Annotated in this window: 17 protein-coding genes; 11 read left to right on the top strand and 6 right to left on the bottom strand. The window is 65.7% G+C overall.

Annotated features, from left to right (window positions below; translation table 11 throughout):
* Positions 1 to 81: 81 nt before the first annotated feature.
* Positions 82 to 936 (top strand): helix-turn-helix domain-containing protein, encoded by an 855-nt coding sequence (locus tag QM685_RS21005; RefSeq protein WP_415118893.1) that lies wholly within the window; start codon positions 82 to 84, stop codon positions 934 to 936.
* Between the two features lie 81 nt (positions 937 to 1,017).
* Here QM685_RS21005 and QM685_RS21000 read toward each other — a convergent pair whose 3' ends face one another.
* Together QM685_RS21000 and QM685_RS20995 are read right to left on the bottom strand one after the other, a co-directional pair.
* On the bottom strand, positions 1,018 to 2,859 hold the full coding sequence (locus QM685_RS21000; RefSeq protein WP_415118891.1) for a hybrid sensor histidine kinase/response regulator: 1,842 nt from the start codon (positions 2,857 to 2,859) through the stop codon (positions 1,018 to 1,020).
* The gene (locus tag QM685_RS20995; protein ID WP_415118889.1) at positions 2,829 to 3,380 is read right to left on the bottom strand and encodes a molybdopterin-dependent oxidoreductase; all 552 of its coding nucleotides are present in this window, start codon (positions 3,378 to 3,380) and stop codon (positions 2,829 to 2,831) included. The genes QM685_RS21000 and QM685_RS20995 overlap by 31 nt, the downstream gene beginning before the upstream one ends.
* A gap of 309 nt (positions 3,381 to 3,689) precedes the next feature.
* Here QM685_RS20995 and QM685_RS20990 point away from each other — a divergent pair, with 309 nt between their 5' ends.
* On the top strand, positions 3,690 to 4,637 hold the full coding sequence (locus QM685_RS20990; RefSeq protein WP_415118887.1) for a phosphoribosyltransferase: 948 nt from the start codon (positions 3,690 to 3,692) through the stop codon (positions 4,635 to 4,637).
* A 38-nt stretch (positions 4,638 to 4,675) separates the two neighbouring features.
* Here QM685_RS20990 and QM685_RS20985 read toward each other — a convergent pair whose 3' ends face one another.
* Positions 4,676 to 6,331 carry an ATP-binding domain-containing protein gene (locus QM685_RS20985; protein WP_415118885.1) on the bottom strand — a complete coding sequence of 552 codons (1,656 nt, stop codon included), beginning with the start codon at positions 6,329 to 6,331 and terminating at the stop codon, positions 4,676 to 4,678.
* A 193-nt stretch (positions 6,332 to 6,524) separates the two neighbouring features.
* Here QM685_RS20985 and QM685_RS20980 point away from each other — a divergent pair, with 193 nt between their 5' ends.
* Both QM685_RS20980 and QM685_RS20975 read left to right on the top strand, forming a co-directional pair.
* A complete protein-coding gene (locus tag QM685_RS20980) occupies positions 6,525 to 7,151 on the top strand; it encodes a glutathione S-transferase family protein (protein ID WP_415118883.1) in 627 nt (208 codons plus the stop codon).
* Positions 7,152 to 7,264: 113 nt separating this feature from the next.
* Entirely contained in the window at positions 7,265 to 7,873 is a 609-nt protein-coding gene (locus tag QM685_RS20975) for a Fur family transcriptional regulator (RefSeq protein ID WP_415118881.1), read from the top strand.
* Positions 7,874 to 7,965: 92 nt separating this feature from the next.
* Here the strand turns inward: QM685_RS20975 and QM685_RS20970 are convergent, their stop codons facing one another.
* Positions 7,966 to 8,478 carry a response regulator gene (locus QM685_RS20970; RefSeq protein ID WP_415118879.1) on the bottom strand — a complete coding sequence of 171 codons (513 nt, stop codon included), beginning with the start codon at positions 8,476 to 8,478 and terminating at the stop codon, positions 7,966 to 7,968.
* Positions 8,479 to 9,008: 530 nt separating this feature from the next.
* Here QM685_RS20970 and QM685_RS20965 point away from each other — a divergent pair.
* Positions 9,009 to 9,740 (top strand): ribonuclease activity regulator RraA, encoded by a 732-nt coding sequence (locus QM685_RS20965; RefSeq protein WP_415118877.1) that lies wholly within the window; start codon positions 9,009 to 9,011, stop codon positions 9,738 to 9,740.
* 84 nt (positions 9,741 to 9,824) lie between these two features.
* Here the strand turns inward: QM685_RS20965 and QM685_RS20960 are convergent, their stop codons facing one another.
* Complete coding sequence (locus tag QM685_RS20960; RefSeq protein ID WP_415118875.1) at positions 9,825 to 10,619, bottom strand: TetR/AcrR family transcriptional regulator; 795 nt, start codon at positions 10,617 to 10,619, stop codon at positions 9,825 to 9,827.
* A gap of 75 nt (positions 10,620 to 10,694) precedes the next feature.
* Between QM685_RS20960 and QM685_RS20955 the strand changes: the two genes are divergently transcribed.
* From QM685_RS20955 to QM685_RS20945, 3 genes are all read left to right on the top strand, one after another.
* Entirely contained in the window at positions 10,695 to 12,230 is a 1,536-nt protein-coding gene (locus QM685_RS20955; RefSeq protein ID WP_415118873.1) for an MDR family MFS transporter, read from the top strand.
* A gap of 457 nt (positions 12,231 to 12,687) precedes the next feature.
* Positions 12,688 to 13,824, top strand: a complete 1,137-nt coding sequence (locus tag QM685_RS20950; protein WP_415118871.1) for a hypothetical protein — start codon at positions 12,688 to 12,690, stop codon at positions 13,822 to 13,824.
* Positions 13,825 to 14,190: 366 nt separating this feature from the next.
* On the top strand, positions 14,191 to 15,267 hold the full coding sequence (locus QM685_RS20945) for a TAXI family TRAP transporter solute-binding subunit (protein WP_415118869.1): 1,077 nt from the start codon (positions 14,191 to 14,193) through the stop codon (positions 15,265 to 15,267).
* A gap of 70 nt (positions 15,268 to 15,337) precedes the next feature.
* On the opposite strand, the gene QM685_RS20940 is transcribed toward QM685_RS20945, so the two are convergent.
* The gene (locus tag QM685_RS20940) at positions 15,338 to 16,777 is read right to left on the bottom strand and encodes a PLP-dependent aminotransferase family protein (RefSeq protein WP_415118867.1); all 1,440 of its coding nucleotides are present in this window, start codon (positions 16,775 to 16,777) and stop codon (positions 15,338 to 15,340) included.
* A gap of 110 nt (positions 16,778 to 16,887) precedes the next feature.
* Between QM685_RS20940 and QM685_RS20935 the strand changes: the two genes are divergently transcribed.
* From QM685_RS20935 to QM685_RS20925, 3 genes are all read left to right on the top strand, one after another.
* Entirely contained in the window at positions 16,888 to 17,775 is an 888-nt protein-coding gene (locus QM685_RS20935) for a DMT family transporter (protein ID WP_415118865.1), read from the top strand.
* A gap of 119 nt (positions 17,776 to 17,894) precedes the next feature.
* Positions 17,895 to 18,806 (top strand): sap1 transcriptional regulator SapR, encoded by a 912-nt coding sequence (gene sapR, locus QM685_RS20930; RefSeq protein WP_415118863.1) that lies wholly within the window; start codon positions 17,895 to 17,897, stop codon positions 18,804 to 18,806.
* Between the two features lie 91 nt (positions 18,807 to 18,897).
* Complete coding sequence (locus QM685_RS20925; protein ID WP_415118861.1) at positions 18,898 to 19,509, top strand: GNAT family N-acetyltransferase; 612 nt, start codon at positions 18,898 to 18,900, stop codon at positions 19,507 to 19,509.
* Positions 19,510 to 19,524 lie beyond the last annotated feature (15 nt).

Raw genomic sequence — 19,524 nt, 5'->3', positions numbered from 1 at the left:
TGCGTGCGCACGGCCGCACTGCGCCTGACGCATCGCACTTCCCCAGTACTCTCCTTTAAAGACGGCGGATTCTCACGCAGTATGGCCAACGAAACACACTCACCAGACTCCATCGCGGTTGCCGAGCGCGTACGCGAGTTGATGAGCCGGCATGGAATCGGCAAACGCCAGCAAACCACGGAGCTATGCCGCATCCTCGACCTGAGTTTTTCCCAGGGGCACCGCAAGCTGCGCGGCAATAGTCCGTGGACCTTGTCGCAGATCAAGAAAGTCGCCGAGGTGTTCGACGAACCCGCAGCGCAACTGTTCGGCGCGCAATCGCTCGATCCGGGCGTGGTCGGCGCGGTCGCCCAGGAAGCGGTGTTCTGCATCGGCGCGACCGAGATTGCGTGTACGGCCTGGGTCGGCGCCGCGCTCGAGCCGGGCAGCCGCCCGGAATTCGTCGCGTATTCGCGGCTCGGCCAGTGGCGCGTCGCGCGCCACGACGGCGCGCTGTATCAGAGCGCGTACGAGGTTCACAAGATCGAGATCTATCCGCGTCGCGCCGAAACCGACAAGCCGACCATCGCGGTCGTCGACGACGATCAGGCGAGCGCCGACAACCTGCGCGACTACCTGGAGCGCAGTGGCTTCGCGGCGGTGGCGATCTACGGGCTTGCCGCCTTTACCGAGCAGTTGCAGACGCAGGTGTTCGACGGCGTGATCATCGACTGGCTGTTCGGCGCGCAAACCTCGGCGGCCGCGATTAGCGCGGTGCGCGCGTCGGAGAATCCGGATGCGCCGATCTTCGTGCTGACCGGCGAGCTGCTGACCGGTAAGGCCAGCGAATCGGAAATCAGCCAGGTGATCCGCAATTACGACGTCGCGTGCTATGAGAAGCCCGCGCGCATGGCGATTCTCGTGGCCGATCTGTCGAAGCGGTTGAACCGGCCGTAAGCGCCGGCCGTAAGCGCCGGCCGTGATACGTCGGCCCTGAGGCGCGTGCGACGTACCGACGGCACCGCTCAGCCGCCGCCGTCACATCGCGTTATGCCGCGCCGTCAACGCGCGCTGCAGCGCATTCTTCAGATCCTCGTAATGTACCGGCTTTAATAACGCCTCGAAAAACGGCGGCGGCCCGTTTTCTCCCTCCTGCACGACCTCCGGCGCGTACGCGCTCACCACGATCACCGGCACGCCCGCCGACGGGCCGCCGCGCGTCGCGAAATCCGCCAGAAACGTGTAGCCGTCGCGCTCCGGCATGTGCAGATCGAGCAGCACCACGTCGCAGCGGCGCGTGTCGAGCCACGCGAGCGCGTCGTCGGCATTGCCGAGCGCGTGCGCATCGAAGCCCATGTGCGCGACCATTTCACTGAGCGATTCGCGAATCAGCCGGTTGTCGTCGACGATCAGCACGCACGGCCGCGCGCCGCCCGGCTCGGCCTGCGCCGCGACGCCGGACAGCTCGACGGTCGCGACCGGCACGACCGGAATCGTCACGGTGAAGGTCGTGCCCTCGCCGACCCGGCTGGCGACATCGACCGTGCCGCCGAACAGCTTCACCAGCCCCTGCACGATCGTGAGTCCCATCCCCGCTCCCTCGAAGCGGCGCGTGCGCGACGCGTCGAGTTGCGTGAACTCCTCGAAGATCAGCGGAATCTGCGCGTGCGGCACGCCCGGCCCCGTATCGCTGACGATGAAGATCAGCAGCGCCGGCTGCTGCCGCAGCTCGACCCGCACGGTGCCGGTTTCGGTGTAGCGGATCGCGTTGGTGACGAGGTTGTTGACGATCTGCCGGATCCGGTGCGGGTCCGACTCGACGAGCCCGCTGACGCCGCTCGCCGCGCTTTCGAGCCTGAGCCCGCGCGCTTCGGCGGCCATCGTGTGTTCGTCGACGATCGACGCGAGCAGCTCGCGCGGCTCGAAATGCTCGTGACGCAGCTCGAGCTTGCCGGCGCCGAGGCGCGCGTAGTCGGTCAGGTCCTTCATCTGCGCTTCGAGATGGCGCGCGGCGGTCTCGAGCCGCTGGATCACCTTGCGGTCGGCCTCGGAGTGATAGTTGAAGCCCAGCAGTTCCACCGACGACACGATCGCGTGCAACGGCGTGCGCAGCTCGTGGCTGATCATGCCGAGAAACGCGTCCTTCGCGAGACTGGCCTCGCGCGCCGCGCGGCTCGCCTGATGCTCGGCTTCGAGCGCCGCGCGCTGCTGATGCATGAGCCGCGTGCGGCGCCGGCCGTTCAACACGAGCAGCAGCGTCGCCGCCGCCGATAACAGCAGCAGCAACAGGCCGCCCGCGAACAGCATGCGGCGCTTGTCGATGAAATCGCGGTTCATCGCCTCGCGGTCGGCGACGTCGGCGAAACGGCGCGAGAGCGCGAGGTCGTTGACTTCGCCCCAGTGCTGGCGCAACTGCGCGACGATCTGCCCGGTGCGGCCGCGATTCTTCGGCAGCACGTCCATCTCGGGCTGGATGTCGTCGAGCAGATGATCGAGCGAGCGGATCTCGTCGAGCTGCCGTTGCAGCAGCGCGAGCTGCGTGGAGAGCCGCTGCGTCGAGCCGGCCATCACGTGCAGTTTCGATTGCAGCAGCTGGAAGCGCAGCAGCAGCCGCTGATAGTCGTCGTCGGCGCCGGACTGATACAGCAGCAACTGGTTCTCGAAGCGCGCGTACGCGATCTGCAATTGCGCCGCGTCCCAGTAGAAGCCGTCGTAAGTGCCGGTCAGCGGCTCGGTCGCGCGCGAGTTCAGCAGATTCGCGTACAGCAGATAGCCGATCGCGCCGGCCGGCGCCGCGAGCGCAGTCAGCCAGATCAGCACGTGCAGCACGCGGCGCCACGGACGGCGCGCTATTTGACGATGAGGGCCTTGATCTGCCATACGAATTTCGAGTCGCCGAGCGCGCCCGCCAGTTCATCCGGAAACGCGTCGCGCGGATAGATGAGGAACAGCGGCCCGAAGTCGCTGAGTTTCAGGCGCTGGCCGTTCATGCTGTACGCGACGATCACGCCGTAGCGCTGGCTGTCCGATACCGGCACGGTGTACGTGTAGTCGTCGAATGTGTGGAATTCGATCTCGGTGCCGTACGCGCCGACCGTCTTCAGAATGTCGCCGAGCAGCGGCCCCGTGAACGTGGAGCGCGGCGTCCAGGTGGTAGCGGTCGTGATCGAGTGCACGGGCAGCGCGAGCAGTTGGGCCTCGCTGAAATGATAGGCACGATGCCCGGCGTCGTTGGTGTTGGTGATCTTGCCCTGCACGTCGAGCGACAGCGGCGGCGCGGCCTGCGCGGCCGGCTGCGCGTGCGCGAAACAGACGGCCAGCGCGAGGAGCAGGCCCATCATCCAGCGCGCCCGCCCGGCGGCACCGGGGCCGCCACGCAGCGTTGCAATCACGTTGGCCATCTATTTTCTTATCCGTTGTCCATTGAACCGCGGGACCCGCCGGCCGCTGCCGTCGACACGGCAGCATTGCCTCATCCAGTGCAAAGCAAAGCGCCGTACCGTGGCGTGCCGTGCGGTCAAACGCGCGCCACCCCGATACGCGAGCTTTGACCCGCATGCATAATATCGCCAAAATCCAGTGTCTCAAAAGCGGGGATGCGCAACGTGGCGTCGACGCATCAGCAGCGTTGCTCATACCGTTGCCCGCGCCCTCGCCGACACCCCGTCCACGCGCCGCCTCGCGTCCGAACAGTCATGAACGAGCCAGTCATGAACAAGCCGGTTTTGCCCCTGACGTATGAACAGCTCGATCACTGGATCGAATCGCTGCAACCCGCGTTGCTCGCCGAGCGCTTCACGATGGCGCTCGGTATTTTGCGCGGCGGTGCACCGCTCGCGCTGATGGTGTCGCACGCGGTCGGCACGCCGGTCGCGTTTCTGCGTTACGAGCGCGGCTCGCGCACGGTCGCGTGGGATTCGACGCTGCCGATCCCCCCCGCGGGAGCGAAAGTGCTGTTGTGCGAGGACATCGCCGGACGCGGCTTCACGCTCGTCGATTGCATCGCGTTCCTGCGCGGGCACGGGCTCGAAGTCAGAACGCTGACCGGCGCGGTCGACGACCTGAGCCGCGCGCAGCCCGACTATGCGATCGACGCGCGCGGCTACTTCGCGCTGTTTCCGTGGGAGCGCCAGGCATACACCGAGCGTTATCGCGAGGACTGGGCGCGCGTCGAAGCCGGCGCCGCGCCCGCGATGGCCGACGACCACGAATACGCGACCTATGCGATCGATCTCGACGGCATCCTGCTGCCCGACGTGCCGCTCGCGCGCTACGACGAAGACCTCGACGCCGCGCTCGCCGAACGCGACGCACTGCTGCCGTTCGAGGTGCTGCCCGGCATCGATCTGCAGCGCGTGCGCACGATCATCACGGGCCGCCCGGAGATGGACCGCGCGCGCACCGAGGCCTGGCTCGCGCGCCACGGCTTCGGTCATATGCAGCTCGTGATGCGCGCGCCCGGCACGCACGACGACAGCCCCGCCGGCGCGGCCGCGCACAAGGCCGGCGCGGCGCGGCGCGGCGGCGTCACGCATTTTGTCGAAAGCGATCCGGTGCAGGCGCTGTTGATCGCTCAGCAGGCGCCGCTGTTGCGCGTGATCTGGTGGGATGCGCTCACGCGCACCGGGGTGCTGGTGGGCGCGCGGGCTTGGAATTGAGATTGAGCGATGCGGGTTGAACGTACGCCGAACCGGCGTCAGGCACGCAGCCGCAGATGCCGCGCGGCCCGCTGCGACGCGACGACGATCAGCTTCATCGTCGCGCGTGTCGCGCCGACGAACAGCTTGCGCGCGATGCGCTCGTCGAACGACTCGAAGTCGATTTCAGTGAAAATCACGCACGGCGCCGCCTGTCCCTTGAAGCGATAAATCGACTCGAACAGCACGTCGCCCTCGCGATATTCCGGGTTGCCGAACAGATCGTATTTGCCGGTAAAGCTGCGCAGCCGATGCGGCCCGAGATGATCGAGCGCGGTCATCGCCGAACCTTCCCGGCCACGAAACGACAGCACCGCGATGTCCTGTTTGCGAAAACCCAGTGACAGCGCCTGGGTGATCGCGCGCTTGGTCGCGTCGATGCCGCTTTCGGGGGCCTGCGCTTCGTCGTAGATCGACGCCGAAATCTCGGAGCCGTCGAACGGACTGCCCGACGCAAGCGCCGCCGCCAGCGGCACCGAGCCGCCGAGCACGTCGCGCAGATAGTCGAGAATGTCGCGCGGACTGCGGTAGTTGGTGGTTTCCTTCAACGTGGTCCAGCCCGGCAACGCGACCGGCTCGCGCATGTACAGGTTCTGCAACGGATCCTCGAGCCACCACCACGCGCCGCCGGGCCGCAGCAGGCGCTCGAGCGCGGCGACCCACGGCTGCTGGAAGTCCTGCCCTTCGTCGACGATCAACACGTCGAATTGCCAGTGCGGCTGGATCGGCGTGTCGGCGAACACGGCTTCCAACTGATCGAACACCTGCGCGGCCTGGAAATCGGGCGCGCGGCCCGCGTCGCGCGCCACCCAGTCGCACAACTGGTGATAGTTCGCGACCTTCGCCTCCGGCGGCGCGACCCGCGCGATGTGATCGGCGAGCGGCCGGTTGAAGCACACGTACAGCGGTCGCGCGCCGCGCGCGACCGCGTCTTTCATCACCTGCACCGCGAGTTGGGTCTTGCCTGAGCCGGCGGTGCCGATCACGCGCAGGCGGAACGGCGCGAATTCGAGCCGTCGCGCCCATGTCGCGAGTCCGCCGGCCAGACGCGTGACGAGCGTGCCGGCCTGGCCGACGAGCGCGCTCGTATCGGGCGTGAGCGCGAGTTCGTCGGCGAGAAAATGGTGGATTTTCGACGCGCAGGCAAGGCGCGGCTCGTCGGCCGGCAGCGCGTCGCGGATCACCGCCGCGAGCCGGTCGCGCCGCGTCGCGTCGACGATGCGCGCCGGATTCACGCCGGCGATCGCCGCATCCTTGACGATGTGATCGGGACAGTAGAGCAGTTCCTCGATGAAATACGTGCCCGCGCCGAATGCCGCGGTAAAGCGCCGGTGCAAGCCCTCGATCGTATGCGCGAGCGCGATCGCGACATTGCGCTCGGTCTGCAGATAAACCTTGACGAGTCCCTTCGGCGTTTCGCGCAGAAAACCGGTTTTCTGCTCGACGATCATCACGCGGCCCGCCGGGCTCACGATCACGAAATCGGCCTCGCCGAACACCGAGAAGTTCTGGTTCAGACGTGTCCAGTGCACGCCGTGGTAGACCGTGTAGTCGGCGGGCAGCGCCTTTTCGAGCAACGCCAGCGTTTCGCGTTCGCGCGCGGCCGCGCCGGTCGCTTCGAGGCTCTTCCAGTCGTCGGGAACAATGCGGGCCATGCGGTGCCTCAACGGGTTGAATGCGTGGGTCGAGCTGCGTGAGTCCAGATGCGCGGTTCGGGGTGCGGTCATTGTACGCAACGACGTATCGCGCCGGCGGGACGCGCAAAGGGACGCGCATCGTGTATCGTTACTGATTGAACGCCGCGCGCCGTGCGCGGCTTGCCAAACCGTAAAGGAAGGGATTTACCGGATGATTACGATCTGGGGGCGTGCCAATTCGGTCAACGTCCAGAAAGTCTTGTGGTGCTGCGACGAACTCGTGCTGCCGTTCGACCGCATCGACGCCGGCCTGCAGTTCGGCCGCAACAACGAACCCGAATACCTCGCGATGAATCCGACCGGCAAGATTCCGACGCTGGTCGACGACGACTTCGTGCTGTGGGAATCCAACTCGATCCTGCGTTATCTCGCGATGCAATACGGCGAATCGAGCCTGCTGTATCCGGACGAGCCGAAACTGCGCGCGAGCATCGACCGCTGGCTGGACTGGTCGCTGTCGACGCTGCAGCCCGCCGAGCGTCCGGTGTTCTGGGCGCTCGTGCGCACGCCCGAAGCCCAACGCGATGCCGCCAGGCTCGCCACCGACGTCAGCGCGGTCACCGTGCTGTGGCGCCTGCTCGATACGCATCTGCAATGGCGCTTCTTTCTCGAAGGCGAGAAGTTTACGCTCGCCGACATCGTGATCGGCGCGTATGCGAAACGCTGGTTCGGGCTCGACGGCATGGAGCGCCCGCCGCTGCCGAATCTGGAGCGCTGGTATTTACGAATCGCGACGCGCTCGGGGTTCAAGAAGTATGTGGACTTTCCGTTGACCTGATTGGCGGCTTCGTCGCTCGCTGGCCACTGCCCGCGCGTGGCGACGCCGCCCATTGCCGCTCCTGAAACCACGACCGGCCGGCGGCGCCGCGCGCGGGCCTCTATAATCGACCCATGAAGACCGCCAAGCCCGCCAAACTCACCGCAACCGGCCGCGAGGCCATTGCCCCCCATTCCGCCGGTCCCAGCGGCAATCATGGGCACCGCCGCGCGCATGCTTTAGCGCATACGCACGGTGCATCCCAGGAAGCCGCGCTGACACTCGCCGAGGAATATTGCCGCGAACGCGGCGAAAAGCTCACGCCGATCCGGCGCAAGGTGCTCGAACTGCTGCTGAATTCCGGACGCGCGACCAAGGCGTATTCGCTACTCGACGAAATGCGCCAGATCCACCCCGGATCCGCGCCACCGACCGTCTACCGCGCGCTCGACTTTCTGCTGTCAGCCGGGCTCGTGCATCGGATCGAATCGATCAATGCGTTCACCGTGTGCCACGATCTGACGCAATGCCAGCACGGCATCCTCGTCGTGTGTCAGCAATGTGGCAGTGTCACCGAGTTGCACCAGCCGAAGCTGCGCCAGGCGCTCGTCGCGCAGATCGAGGACGCGGGCTACCGTCTCGCGAGCGACGAAATCGAATTGAAGGGACTGTGCGCGGCCTGTCAGGCGGCCGAAGCGGCGAGCATCAAGGGAGTGGCAACGCCGGCCGCCGCGGCGAAATAACGACGCATCCCGCAGCCCGGTGCGCGGGTTGCGCCGACATGCCGCGCTCCGACGATCACAGGCAGATCATGAGCGGCGGCCAGAAGCGGCGATCAGCCTGCGCCGCGCGCGTCGATCGCGTCGTGCAGCAGTGTCACGAGATCGTCGGGCAACGCGGGTTTGGTCATGAAAAACTGGAAGCCTTCGCCGATGCTGCGCAGACGGTACGCGTCGTCGGTATGCCCGGTGAGCGCCACCGCGACCGAGGGCGAATGACCGCCGCAAATCTCGTGATCGCGCAGCCGCTGGATCAGGTAGAAGCCGTCCATCGCCGGCAGGTCGAGATCGCAGACGACCGCGTCGGGTAACAGTCGCATCGCCGCTTCGACCCCCTCTTCCGCATCCGCCACCGCGCAAACCTTCGCGCCTTCCGCCTCGAGTAGCAAGGTCAGCGACTCCCGGCTGTCCGGGTCGTCTTCCACTAGCACGATCGTGGCCTGATCGAGCCTCATTGCTGCGTTCATTGTCTGTTGTTGCTCTGGAAAACCGGTTAGGCCATACGATTCGGCCGTTGTTTCACTTTGCTGCCTGCCGCCGAACCGCGCGGCCGCGGTGTTGCTGTCCATGGTTCCGACTCGATTTCGCACGCCGAGTTGCAGGCAGGTCGCGATTGTAAAACATCGCCGTCACACCCTTCCCGAGTACAACGCGTGCGCACGGTAACGCGCCAAAATTGCACGCCGATGAAAAAAACGGTCGCCGACGCCCGGCGCGGTTTGTCCGCTCATGCTGCCCAGTTTCCGCGGCGTGCCGGCTGCCGGCACCCGATGCGCCGGCGCGGTTCGTGCCAACCCCGTTTGCACGGCCCTCTCCGCCCGGCATCGTTTCTGTTCCTCGTATCGTTTGCGTGACGCCGGCGCTTCCGTTCGTCCCGCGCGGTGTCACATTCATTCCAGTGATAGCACGCCGCGTGCCGTGATGCCGCGCTTCGCGGCGCGCGAACAGCGCGCCATGGACAGACTGCCGATGTCTTGCGAATGCGTTGCGCGGCGGCGCTATCATTTTGCTGCCCGCTTGTCGTAGCCTGTTGCGGCCTGCTTCCATTTGCCGCCGCCGATCGATGTCCCCGCAGCCCCCACCGACACCAACCGACACCATGCCCGCTACCACGCCCACACTGTCTTCAACGACGCTCGAGATCCTCCGCCACGTCAGCACCGCCACGCTGACCACGCAATTGTTCAAGCGCGGTCTGCGCAACACGTTCATGCAGGGCGTCGCGCCGCTCGCGCCACGCCGCGGCGCGAATCTGGTCGGGCCGGCCTTCACGCTGCGCAACATCCCGTCGCGCGAGGACATCGACGTGCTCGAACTGTTTGCGGACCCGGAATACGCGCAGCGCAAATGCGTCGAGACGATTCCGGCGGGCCACGTGCTCGTGCAGGACTGCCGCGGCGAACGCGGCAGTGCGTCGTTCGGTTCGATTCTTTCGTTGCGTTTGCAGGTGCGCGGCGTCGCCGGCATGGTTTCCGACGGCCCGGTGCGCGACAGCGCGACGATTGCCGCGCTCGACATGCCGGTGTTCTGCGCGGGCGCAAGCGCGCCGCCCAATCTGATCCGCCATCACGCGGTCGATATCAACGTGCCGATCGGCTGCGGCGGCGTCGCGGTGTTTCCGGGAGACGTGATCGTCGGCGATACGGATGGCGTCGTCGTCATTCCGCTCAAGATGGTCGATGACGTCGCGCAAGCGGCTGCGGAGCAGGAACAGCTCGAAGCGTTTCTGACCGAACGGATTCGCGAAGGCGCGGCGCTGCCGGGTACTTATCCGCCGAATGACGCGACGAAAACGGCGTTTGAGGAATGGAAGAAGAAGCGAGGCGTTTAGGCCGGCCTTCAAGTCGCTTCAGGAATCGAGCCCGGCGTCGGCGCGTGCTCGGGTACGAAGCGCGCTTCTCGGATGCGCGCCGCGTCAATCGGCCTTTTTTGCCCCGATCCCCTGCACCAGCAACGCAACCGCGTGCCGCGCGATCTCCTCGCCGCCCAGCTTGCGCCGCACAGGATCATTGCGCCACAGCTTCGACGCCGCGAGCGGCAGAATCGTCATGCCCAGCACCGTGACGAACACGAGAGAGGGCTCGATCGACGCGTTCAGGCGCCCCTCCTTCTGCCAGCGCTCGATCGCCGACAGCGACGCGTTCTGGTACGTGTTGCCGAATCGCTCATGCATGCGCTGGCGCAGCAGCCCGCCGTCGCTCATCACTTCGCGCACCCATAACGACGCAAACCACGGGTTATCGCTTGCAACCTGAACGAGCCGTTGCGCGAACTGCGTGATCGCCGCGACCGGGTCGTCGGCATGCTCCTGAAACGGCAGACCCAGGCTCGTGCGCAGCGGCACGAAACGCTCGTCGATCAACACGTCGAGCAGTTGATCGCGCGTCTTGAAGTAGTAATGCATCATTGCGGGCGTGAAACCCGCCTCGCGGGCGATCTCGCCGAGCGACGTATCGACGATGCCCTGCTTCGCGAACAGCGTAAGCGCCGCGTCGAGCAAACGGGCGCGCTGTTCGGGACCGCGCGCGGCGCCGGTCGGTCTGCCCGGACGGCGGGCCGCCGGAACAGCGGGAGCGCCGATCGTTGTGCCCGCGTCGCGTCGTGACGCCTTCGCAGTCTTGCCACGCGGTGGCGCGACGGCCGAGATCGATTTCGCTATGGGCCTTACCGCGGGTTTCGCCGCGGCGTCATCTGACGGATTCCTTGCCATTGCATTCAATTTGACGGGGAAAGCGATGTCGCATATATTAATCGCCAAGTTAATTAATTTCAACTCATCCCCGCCATGGAACACCCCGCCACACCCGCGCCCATCGAATCCGCGCAAGCGGATTCGCGGCCGGCCTCTCCCGCCACCGATCATCCGCCGATCCGGCTGCTGTTTCCGGCGCTGCTGCTGGTCATGCTGCTCGCCGCGCTCGACCAGACGATCGTCTCGACCGCGCTGCCCACCATCGTCGGCGAACTCGGCGGACTCAACAATCTGTCGTGGGTCGTCACCGCCTACCTGCTCAGCTCGACCATCGTCGTGCCGCTGTATGGCAAATTCGGCGACCTGTTCGGCCGCAAGATCGTGTTGCAGACCGCGATCGTCGTATTCCTCGTCGGCTCGGCGCTGTGCGGCATCGCGCAGAACATGGGCCAGTTGATCGTGCTGCGCGCGCTGCAAGGCCTCGGCGGCGGCGGCCTGCTCGTCGTCACGATGGCCGCGATCGCCGACGTGATTCCGCCCGCCGAGCGCGGCCGCTATCAGGGCGTGTTCGGCGGCGTGTTCGGTCTCGCGACGGTGGTCGGTCCGCTGCTCGGCGGCTTTCTGGTCGAGCACCTCACGTGGCGCTGGATTTTCTATATCAACCTGCCGCTCGGCATCGTTTCGCTCATCGTGATCGGCGCGGTGTTCAGGCCGCACGTGCGTCACGTGAAGCACACGATCGACTACATGGGCGCCGCGTTTCTCGCCGGCGCGCTGACCTGCATCATCCTGTTCACGAGCCAGGGCGGCACGATCCTGCCGTGGACGTCGCCGCAACTGTGGTTCACGCTCGGCATGGGGCTCGTGTCGATCTGGGGCTTCATTCACGAAGAGCGCAGCGCGGTCGAGCCGATCATGCCGCTCGAACTGTTCAGACAGCGCACGTTCCTGATCAGCAGCCTGATCAGCTTCATCATCGGCGTGTCGCTATTCGGCTCGGTCACGTTTCTGCCGCTCTATCTGCAGGTCGTGAAAGGCTCCACGCCGTCGGAAGCCGGCATGCAGATGCTGCCGATGATGGGCGGCCTCTTCATCATGTCGATGGTGACCGGCCGCGTCATCAGCAAGATCGGCAAGTACCGGATGTTCCCGATCATGGGCACGTTCCTCGTATCGATCGCCATGGTGCTGCTCGCGCGCCTGCAGATCGACACGCCGATTCATGTGATGTATCTGTACATGGGTCTGCTCGGCTGCGGTCTCGGCATGGTGATGCAGGTGCTGGTTCTCGCGGTGCAGAACACCGTCGAATTCAGGCATATGGGCGTTTCGACCTCCGGCGTCACGCTGTTCCGTTCGATCGGCGGCTCGATCGGCGTGGCGGGTTTCGGCGCGGTGTTCTCGAACGGACTCACCGGGCGCCTCGAAAAACTGATTCCGCCCGATACCGAACTGCCGCATGCACTCGGACCCGCCGCGATCCATCAGCTACCCGACGCATTGCGCAACGATTACCTGCATGCGTTCGCGGGCGCGCTGCACACCGTGTATCTGTCGGCCGCGTGCGTGGTGGTGCTCGCTTTCGCACTCGCGTGGCTGTTGAAGGATCATCCATTGCGCAAGCACTGAAAACGAATGCCCGATTCATGCGCTGATGCAAACGCTTAATGGCAAACGTTCGATGACAATCATGACGACGAGGCCGCACGCATAACGCGTCGGCCTCGTTCCTTTTTCAGCGCACTCGCGTGGCCACTCATCCGGCGTCGCGAAGTATCGACGCGCAACCTTCGACGCTTCGCATCCCTTCGCGAGCACGTTGAAAAAAACCGCGGATATGCTCGTTATGAGCACATGTACTTTCATCGTACCTGCGAATGTGCGGTAGCACACATTCTCAGGTACGAACGTTAATTGACGTTCCCAATGAAACGCCACATATTGGAAACGCGGCAACGTAGGCGCGACTTACGTCTCCGAAACTCTCCGGCGCATGTGGATCGTGATTCCGCGGACAACGTTCCTGCCTCAACACGATCCGGAGCATGCCTTCAATGGCATCGTTTTCCACAGGTGGGTCCAACATATGTCCACCCAGACAGCAACCGGCCATAGTTTTCCGACACCCTGCAAACGCTGCGGTGGCGCACTGTACCGGCAGGTCAACTACTGCCCGTATTGCGGCGCCGTACATCCGCTCGAGTCGGACCCGCACAAACACATGGCGACTGCCGGCCGCCGCGCGAGCATCACGCACAAACCCTTGCGCCGATTCGCGGAAGATTCGCCGGACGCACCGGACGAAATCGCCGTCGCCACGCGCCCGATGCCTGCCGAGAAGTTCCTTCCGGACAAGCCGCTCATGAATACGGCGCTCGTCGCGTCCGATACCCAGGTCGAGTTTGAAGAGCCTCTGTATGCGCCACGCAACAGGTGGACAATCTGGCGTGTGTCGTATGCGATTGGCGCGGTTGTCGCCATAGGCCTGGCGTATGTTGGCTATACGCTCTTCAGCGACAGCAGCGGATCCGACGATACGGGCATCGAGCAGACCACTCAGGATGCGCAGACGACAACCGGCACGATTGCACCGCCTGCGCCGCTCGCGGCGATCACGTCGACGCCGTCGGCTGCTCAACCGCAAGCGGTGCATGCTTCCGCCGCGCCGATACCGGTCATGCAAGCCGTGCCCGCTGCGAAGCCCGCGCCTGTCGTTCCAGTTGCACCCATTGCACCCGCTCTTGCCGTTGCAACTGCGATGCCGTCCATCGCCGCCGCATCCGCGCGACCCGCGATGCAGTTCCACGATGCCGCGCAAGCATTGCAGAGCGCGCGTCTCGCGTTCCGTGGCAACGACCTGTCCAAAGCGCAGGCCGCGCTCGCCGCCGCGCAGGCATTGCAACCCGGCAACGCCGATGCGAAAGATCTGGCCGCCCAGTTGCGGCCGCTCGCCGAGCGACGCGACAACGCACTGCAAGCGGCGCAGGCATGCGTCGCGCAGCAGTCATGGCCGTGCGCTCGTCAGCACGCGAACGAAGCACTCGCGGTCGACAGCGGCAACGATGCGGCGAAAACCATCCTCGAACGCGTGATCCGCGAGACCGGCTGGGCGCCGCTCAATTCGCATGCGGCGACCACGGGCGCCGGGCAAGGCGGGCCGCTCGCACAGGCGCAGTTGCAGCCCCCGCTGCCCTCGCTGCCGCCGCTGCCCATCGGCAAATAGGCAAACAACAGACGAACGAAGCAAACGGCAAATCGGCAAACCGCGAACTCGCCGCGACAGCAGCACGCGGCGGCATCGCGCGAACCGCAACGGCGCGGCGAGCGACGGCACGTCGATGCGTGATCGAAGGCACGGGATGAAAGCACGGGAATCGGCGCGTCGACGCCCGACGTCCGCAAAACGGCTCCCATTACCAGATCGAATCACCGCTGTCTGTGTCGACCCGCACGTTTCCTGCGTCCTCTGAGCGGAAACAGACGGACCAGGCTCTCGCGGCGCATTGAAATGACATCGCAGCCGGATTACTGGTGCTTTCGCGCGCCGGCGCGCGAAGCGAAATAAACCTGACCGATAGGTAGAGAGACCATGCTGAAGAGACTTCTCGCGGGATGGCTGGGGCTGGCGGCATTGGTCGTATATTCGCTGGCGGGGGGCGCGGAACCCGCGCATTACAAGATCGTCACGGGACCGGAGCGTGGCACGTATATCCAGATCGGCAACGATCTGTCGAAATGGGTGGCGCAGCCGGTCGGCATCGATCTCGAAGTGGTCGCCTCGAAAGGCTCGGCCGAAAACGTGCAACGCATGCGTTTCGAGCCCGGCGTGAAGCTCGCGCTCGTGCAGTCCGACGTGTACCAGGCGTTCGTCGACATGGCCAATGCGGGCAACGCGGATGCGGGCACGATGATCCGGCCGCTGCGGCTCATCATGCCGCTCTACGACGAGGAAATTAACGTCGTCGTGCGCGCGGATTCGCCGATGAAAACGCTCGCCGACATCAAGGACAAGACCATCAGCGTCGGCCTGCTCGGCAGCGGCACCGCGCAATCGGCGACGACGCTCTATCACCTGATGTTCGGTCAGCCGATTCCCGAGCAGAACATCCAGCATCTGAGCAATGAAGATGCGCTCGCCGCGCTGATCGTGAAGAAAATCGACGTCGCGATCATCGTGGTCGGACAGCCGGCGAATCTGTTCAATGAAATGAAACCCGACCTGCTGCAACAACTGCGTCTGCTGCGCGCCGATCCGAACGCGCCGGAAACCATACGCGCGAAGCAGACCTACTTCCCGACGACGATCCGCCAGAGCAGCTATCCGGGCTGGCTCAAGGAGGACGTGCCGGCCCTGACCGTGAAGGCTTTTCTCGTCACTTACGACTACGGTTTGCGCGACACCGTCAGCAATCTGAATCATTTCGCCGACTCGCTGTGCGCGAACTTCGACAATCTGCAGGAGCACGGCCACCCGAAATGGAAGCAGGTGAAGCTCGAACTGCCGACGCTGGTGCGCGGATGGAAGTACTACGGCCCGGTCGAAAATCATCTGCGTGCGTGCATCGCGAACCGCGGCGCGGCAATCAACGCGGCCGCGACACAGGCCGCGCAGAAGCCGCGCACACCCTGCTCGGAACAGGAGCGGATGCTCCTGCTGTGCAAATAGCGAAGTAGCGAAATAGCGCGTGCCCGAGCGGCAGAACCCGGCGGCGCAATAACGCGAGCGATGCGAGCGCTCAAACGCGCTCGCGTTCCGTCGCGCATGACGCGGCAGTTGCATCCATCGCGCGTTGCAGTGCCTCGTACACCTTCGGACGATTGCATTGCGACACGTTAAAGCGCAGAAAACCCGCCGCCGTCCGCGACGCGCTGAACACGTTGCCCGGCGCGAACACCACGCCCGCGCTCAACGCGTGGCGTGCGACATCGGCGGCATCGAGCGCATCGGGCAGACGCGCCCACACGAACAGGCCCGCGCGCGGCAGCGTCCAGATATCGAGGCCCGCATAGCCGAGACGCCTGACCGTCTCGCCCATCGCATCGGCGAGCTTCGCGCGCATCGCCTCGAGATGGCGCCGATACGTACCGTCGACGAGCATCCGATGCACGACACTCGCCGCGAGCTGGCCGTTGCCGAACGACGTCGCGAGCTTCAGGTCGATCAGCGGCTCGATCCATTCGGCGCGCGCGGCAATATAGCCGCAGCGCACCGCCGCCGACAGCGTCTTCGAAAAGCTGCCGATCGACACGACCCGCGCGAGCCCGTCGAATGCGGCGAGACGCGGCGCGGCCTCGTCCTCGAAGTCGGCAAAGATATCGTCCTCGACGATCAGCAGATCGTGCTCGCCCGCGAGCTTCAGCAGCCGGTGCGCGACGGCCGGCGCGAGCGTTGCGCCGGTCGGATTGTGGATCGCCGAGTTGGTCACATAAAGCCGCGGACGGTGCTCGATCAGCGCGCGCTCGAAAGCGGCGAGATCCGGTCCCTGCGGCGTATAGGGCACGCTCGCGATCCGCACGCGATGCGCGCGCAGCAACGCCTGAAAATTGAAGTAGCACGGATCGTCGATCAATACCGTGTCGCCGGGTTCGAGCAGGAAGCGGCAGACGAGATCGAGCGCATGCGTGCCGCCGTCGGTCAGCATGATCTGCTCCGGCGGCGCATCGACCCCATGCTGCGCGAGCCGCCACGCGAGCTGCTGGCGCAGCGCGGGCAACCCGGCCGGACTCGCGTAATCGGCCAGCGGCGACTGCGGATCGCGCGCCACCGCCCGCAGCGCGCGGCGCACGCCGTCTTCCGGCAGCCACGAAGCCGGCATCCAGCCGCAGCCCGGCTTCAGGTCTTTCGAACCCGCCTCCAGCGATTGCCGCGTCAGCCACAACGGATCGACCTCGCGATCGAGCCGCGGCCCGAGATCGGCCAGCGCGAGTGGCGGCGCATGGCCCGACACGAAGAAGCCGGAACCGCGCCGCGCGACGATCACCCCTTGCGCGACCAGACGGTCGTAGGCTTCCACCACGGTCGATTTCGACACGCCGAGCGTGCCGGTCATCGCGCGGATCGACGGCACGCGCGCGCCCGGCATCAGCGAACGGCTCGCGATGCGCTCGCGCAGACTGTCCATTACCAGGTCGACGCGCGTGCCCGGCGCTGGCTGATTGGTCCCGCTTTCCGCCATCTGTACTGCTCCATGTTCGGTACAGTTTGTACGAATTGTACTGATCTGTAGCTTACCCTTTCCGATGGCGGGGCGCATCATGGGTCTCTTTCGGCGCAGGAATTTTTCCCATGGACAAAACCACCAGCGGCTGGCTCAGCGGCTTTGCCGGCGTACTGATTTTCAGCGGCTCGCTGCCGGCTACCCGTCTTGCGGTGCAGGGGCTCGATCCGGTGTTTCTGACCGTGGCGCGCGCGACGATCGCGGGCATCCTCGGGTTGCTGCTGTTGCTCGTGTTTCGCGAGACCCGCCCCGCGCGTCGCGATCTGCTGCCGCTCGTGGTGGTCGCGCTCGGCGTCGTGGTGGGCTTTCCGCTGCTGACCGCGCTTGCGCTGCGTCACGTGAGCGCGGCGCATGCGATCGTGTTCATCGGTCTGTTGCCGCTCTCCACCGCGATCTTCGGCGTGCTGCGCGGCGGCGAGCGGCCGCAGCCGGCGTTCTGGCTGTTCTCGGCGTTCGGTAGCGGCGCGGTGGCCGCGTTCGCGCTGCGGCACGGCGTCGATGCGGCACCGCTCGGCGACGCGCTGATGCTCGCCGCGATCGTCGTGTGCGGACTCGGCTATGCGGAAGGCGCGCGCCTGTCGCGTCATCTCGGCGGCTGGCAGGTGATTTCCTGGGCGCTCGTGCTGTCGCTGCCGCTGATGCTGCCGCTCGCATGGTGGACGCGGCCCGCTTCGTTCGACGGCATCGGCGCCGCGGCGTTGTGGGGTCTCGCGTACGTGTCGCTGTTCAGCATGCTGATCGGCTTCGTGTTCTGGTATCGCGGACTCGCGCTCGGCGGCATCGCCGCGGTCGGGCAACTGCAACTGCTGCAGCCGTTCTTCGGGCTGCTGCTCGCCGGACTGCTGCTGCACGAACAGGTACCGCCGTCGATGATCATCGTCACCGTCGTCGTGGTCGCCTGCGTGGCGGGCGCACGGCACTTCTCGCGCGCGGCGCCGGCACGGCCGGCCGTCTGAGGCAGTCAGGCCGCCCCGACTCCGGACGGCGCTTTTTCAGGATGGAATTGCGCGACCCGCGGATCGATATGTCATCATTCCCGTGATCGCTCAACCACCGCCCCGCGCCGCGACTTACGATGCCGACCGCTTTTGCCCAAACCGTCGAAGCCCGCTTTGCCGAACTCACGCCGACCTCGAAACGCGTCGCCAGCTACATGCTCGCGAATCTCGACCGGCTCGGTCTCGAAACCGCCGACCAGATCGCACAGCAAGCCGGCACGAGCGGTATTTCGGTGGGTCGCTTTCTGCGCAGCATCGGCTACCGGAACCTCGACGACCTGAAGCGCGAACTGCGCGGCACGCAGGAGCGTCCGTGGCTGATTACCGACCGGCTCGACGCATTCCGCCGCGGCACGGGCCAGGCTGCGCAAACCAGTGAGTCCGGCGAGCGCACCGCCGACACCCCTCTCTCCTCGCCCCGCGACGCCGCGCTCGCGCAGTCGCTCGAACTCGAGACCGCCGCGATCCAGCATGTGTACGAGCTTGCGCGCTCGCCGGCGTTCGCCCGCGCCGCCGCGCGCATCGCCCATGCCGACGCGATCTACATCCTCGGCATTCAATCGACGCGCGGCATCAGCAACGCGTTCTACAGCTACCTCGAATACATCCGCCCGCGCGTGTTCTATTCCGACGGCATGTCGGGTTCCTACGTCGATTCGCTGAACTCGGAATTCAGCGCGCCGTATCTGATCGTCACCGACACGCGCGCGTACTCGGCGATCGCCCGGCGCTATTGCGAAGCCGCGTCGCGCCGCGGCCTGCCGTTCGCGCTCGTCACCGATATCTACTGTCCGTGGGCGCGCGATTTCGACGGCGATCTCCTGCAGGTCAAGACCGATGTCGGCCAGTTCTGGGATTCGCTCGCGCCGCTCACGTGCCTGTTCAATCTGCTGATCTCGGCGGTCGTCGAGCAGCTCGGACCGGCTATCGACGAACGCGTGGCGCGCAACCGCGAGTTGCAGAGCGAATTCGATCAGTTCGATCTTTGATTGCCGTGGCGATACGGCATTGGTGTCACGCTGCAATAGTGAAAATCTCCGCCGGCATTTCCGGCAATCACAGGAATACGCAGGAACCCGCATGAACCCGACCCGACCCGCGTCCCCGGCAACGCAGCCGCCCGACACCCCGCGCAACGCTCCCCACATCCGCGACGCCACCGAAGCCGATCTGCCCGCGATCCAGGCGATCTACGCGCATCACGTGCTGACCGGCGTCGCCTCGTTCGAGGAAACCCCGCCGTCCGTCGACGATTTGCGCGCGCGGCTCGCGGCGGTGCGCAGCCACGGCCTGCCGTACATGGTCGCGGAGATCGACGGCGTGGTCGCCGGCTATTGCTACGCGACGCCGTATCGTCCGCGCGCCGCCTATCGCAACACGATCGAAGATTCGATCTACGTCAGCGATGCGTATCGCGGACGCGGCATCGGACGCGTGCTGCTGCAGGCACTGATCGAACGCTGCGAAAATGGACCGTGGCGTCAGATGATCGCGGTGATCGCCGACGGCGGCAGCGGCGGCTCGCTGTCGTTGCACAGCCAGCTCGGCTTCGAGCTGACCGGCACGCTGAAAGCGGTCGGCTACAAGCACGGCCGCTGGCTCGACACGACGCTGATGCAGCGCACGCTCGGCCACGGCGCATCGACCGGTCCCGACGACGTTTCAAACGAACCGGCCGACGCGGGCCGCTGACCCGCGCGCGGGCAG

The organism is Paraburkholderia sp. (assembly GCF_047605525.1).
Lineage (GTDB): Bacteria > Pseudomonadota > Gammaproteobacteria > Burkholderiales > Burkholderiaceae > Paraburkholderia.
The sequence above is the reverse complement of the archived record's forward strand: the minus strand, read 5'-3'. Positions and strand labels throughout refer to the sequence as shown.

Excerpts from the sequence above, each read along its gene's own strand:
- QM685_RS21005 (WP_415118893.1), top strand. The coding sequence starts at position 82 with ATGGCCAACGAAACACACTCACCAGACTCCATCGCGGTTGCCGAGCGC.
- QM685_RS21000 (WP_415118891.1), bottom strand. The coding sequence starts at position 2,859 with ATGGCAGATCAAGGCCCTCATCGTCAAATAGCGCGCCGTCCGTGGCGC.
- QM685_RS20995 (WP_415118889.1), bottom strand. The coding sequence starts at position 3,380 with ATGGCCAACGTGATTGCAACGCTGCGTGGCGGCCCCGGTGCCGCCGGG.
- QM685_RS20990 (WP_415118887.1), top strand. The coding sequence starts at position 3,690 with ATGAACAAGCCGGTTTTGCCCCTGACGTATGAACAGCTCGATCACTGG.
- QM685_RS20985 (WP_415118885.1), bottom strand. The coding sequence starts at position 6,331 with ATGGCCCGCATTGTTCCCGACGACTGGAAGAGCCTCGAAGCGACCGGC.
- QM685_RS20980 (WP_415118883.1), top strand. The coding sequence starts at position 6,525 with ATGATTACGATCTGGGGGCGTGCCAATTCGGTCAACGTCCAGAAAGTC.
- QM685_RS20975 (WP_415118881.1), top strand. The coding sequence starts at position 7,265 with ATGAAGACCGCCAAGCCCGCCAAACTCACCGCAACCGGCCGCGAGGCC.
- QM685_RS20970 (WP_415118879.1), bottom strand. The coding sequence starts at position 8,478 with ATGGACAGCAACACCGCGGCCGCGCGGTTCGGCGGCAGGCAGCAAAGT.
- QM685_RS20965 (WP_415118877.1), top strand. The coding sequence starts at position 9,009 with ATGCCCGCTACCACGCCCACACTGTCTTCAACGACGCTCGAGATCCTC.
- QM685_RS20960 (WP_415118875.1), bottom strand. The coding sequence starts at position 10,619 with ATGGCAAGGAATCCGTCAGATGACGCCGCGGCGAAACCCGCGGTAAGG.
- QM685_RS20955 (WP_415118873.1), top strand. The coding sequence starts at position 10,695 with ATGGAACACCCCGCCACACCCGCGCCCATCGAATCCGCGCAAGCGGAT.
- QM685_RS20950 (WP_415118871.1), top strand. The coding sequence starts at position 12,688 with ATGTCCACCCAGACAGCAACCGGCCATAGTTTTCCGACACCCTGCAAA.
- QM685_RS20945 (WP_415118869.1), top strand. The coding sequence starts at position 14,191 with ATGCTGAAGAGACTTCTCGCGGGATGGCTGGGGCTGGCGGCATTGGTC.
- QM685_RS20940 (WP_415118867.1), bottom strand. The coding sequence starts at position 16,777 with ATGGCGGAAAGCGGGACCAATCAGCCAGCGCCGGGCACGCGCGTCGAC.
- QM685_RS20935 (WP_415118865.1), top strand. The coding sequence starts at position 16,888 with ATGGACAAAACCACCAGCGGCTGGCTCAGCGGCTTTGCCGGCGTACTG.
- sapR (WP_415118863.1), top strand. The coding sequence starts at position 17,895 with ATGCCGACCGCTTTTGCCCAAACCGTCGAAGCCCGCTTTGCCGAACTC.
- QM685_RS20925 (WP_415118861.1), top strand. The coding sequence starts at position 18,898 with ATGAACCCGACCCGACCCGCGTCCCCGGCAACGCAGCCGCCCGACACC.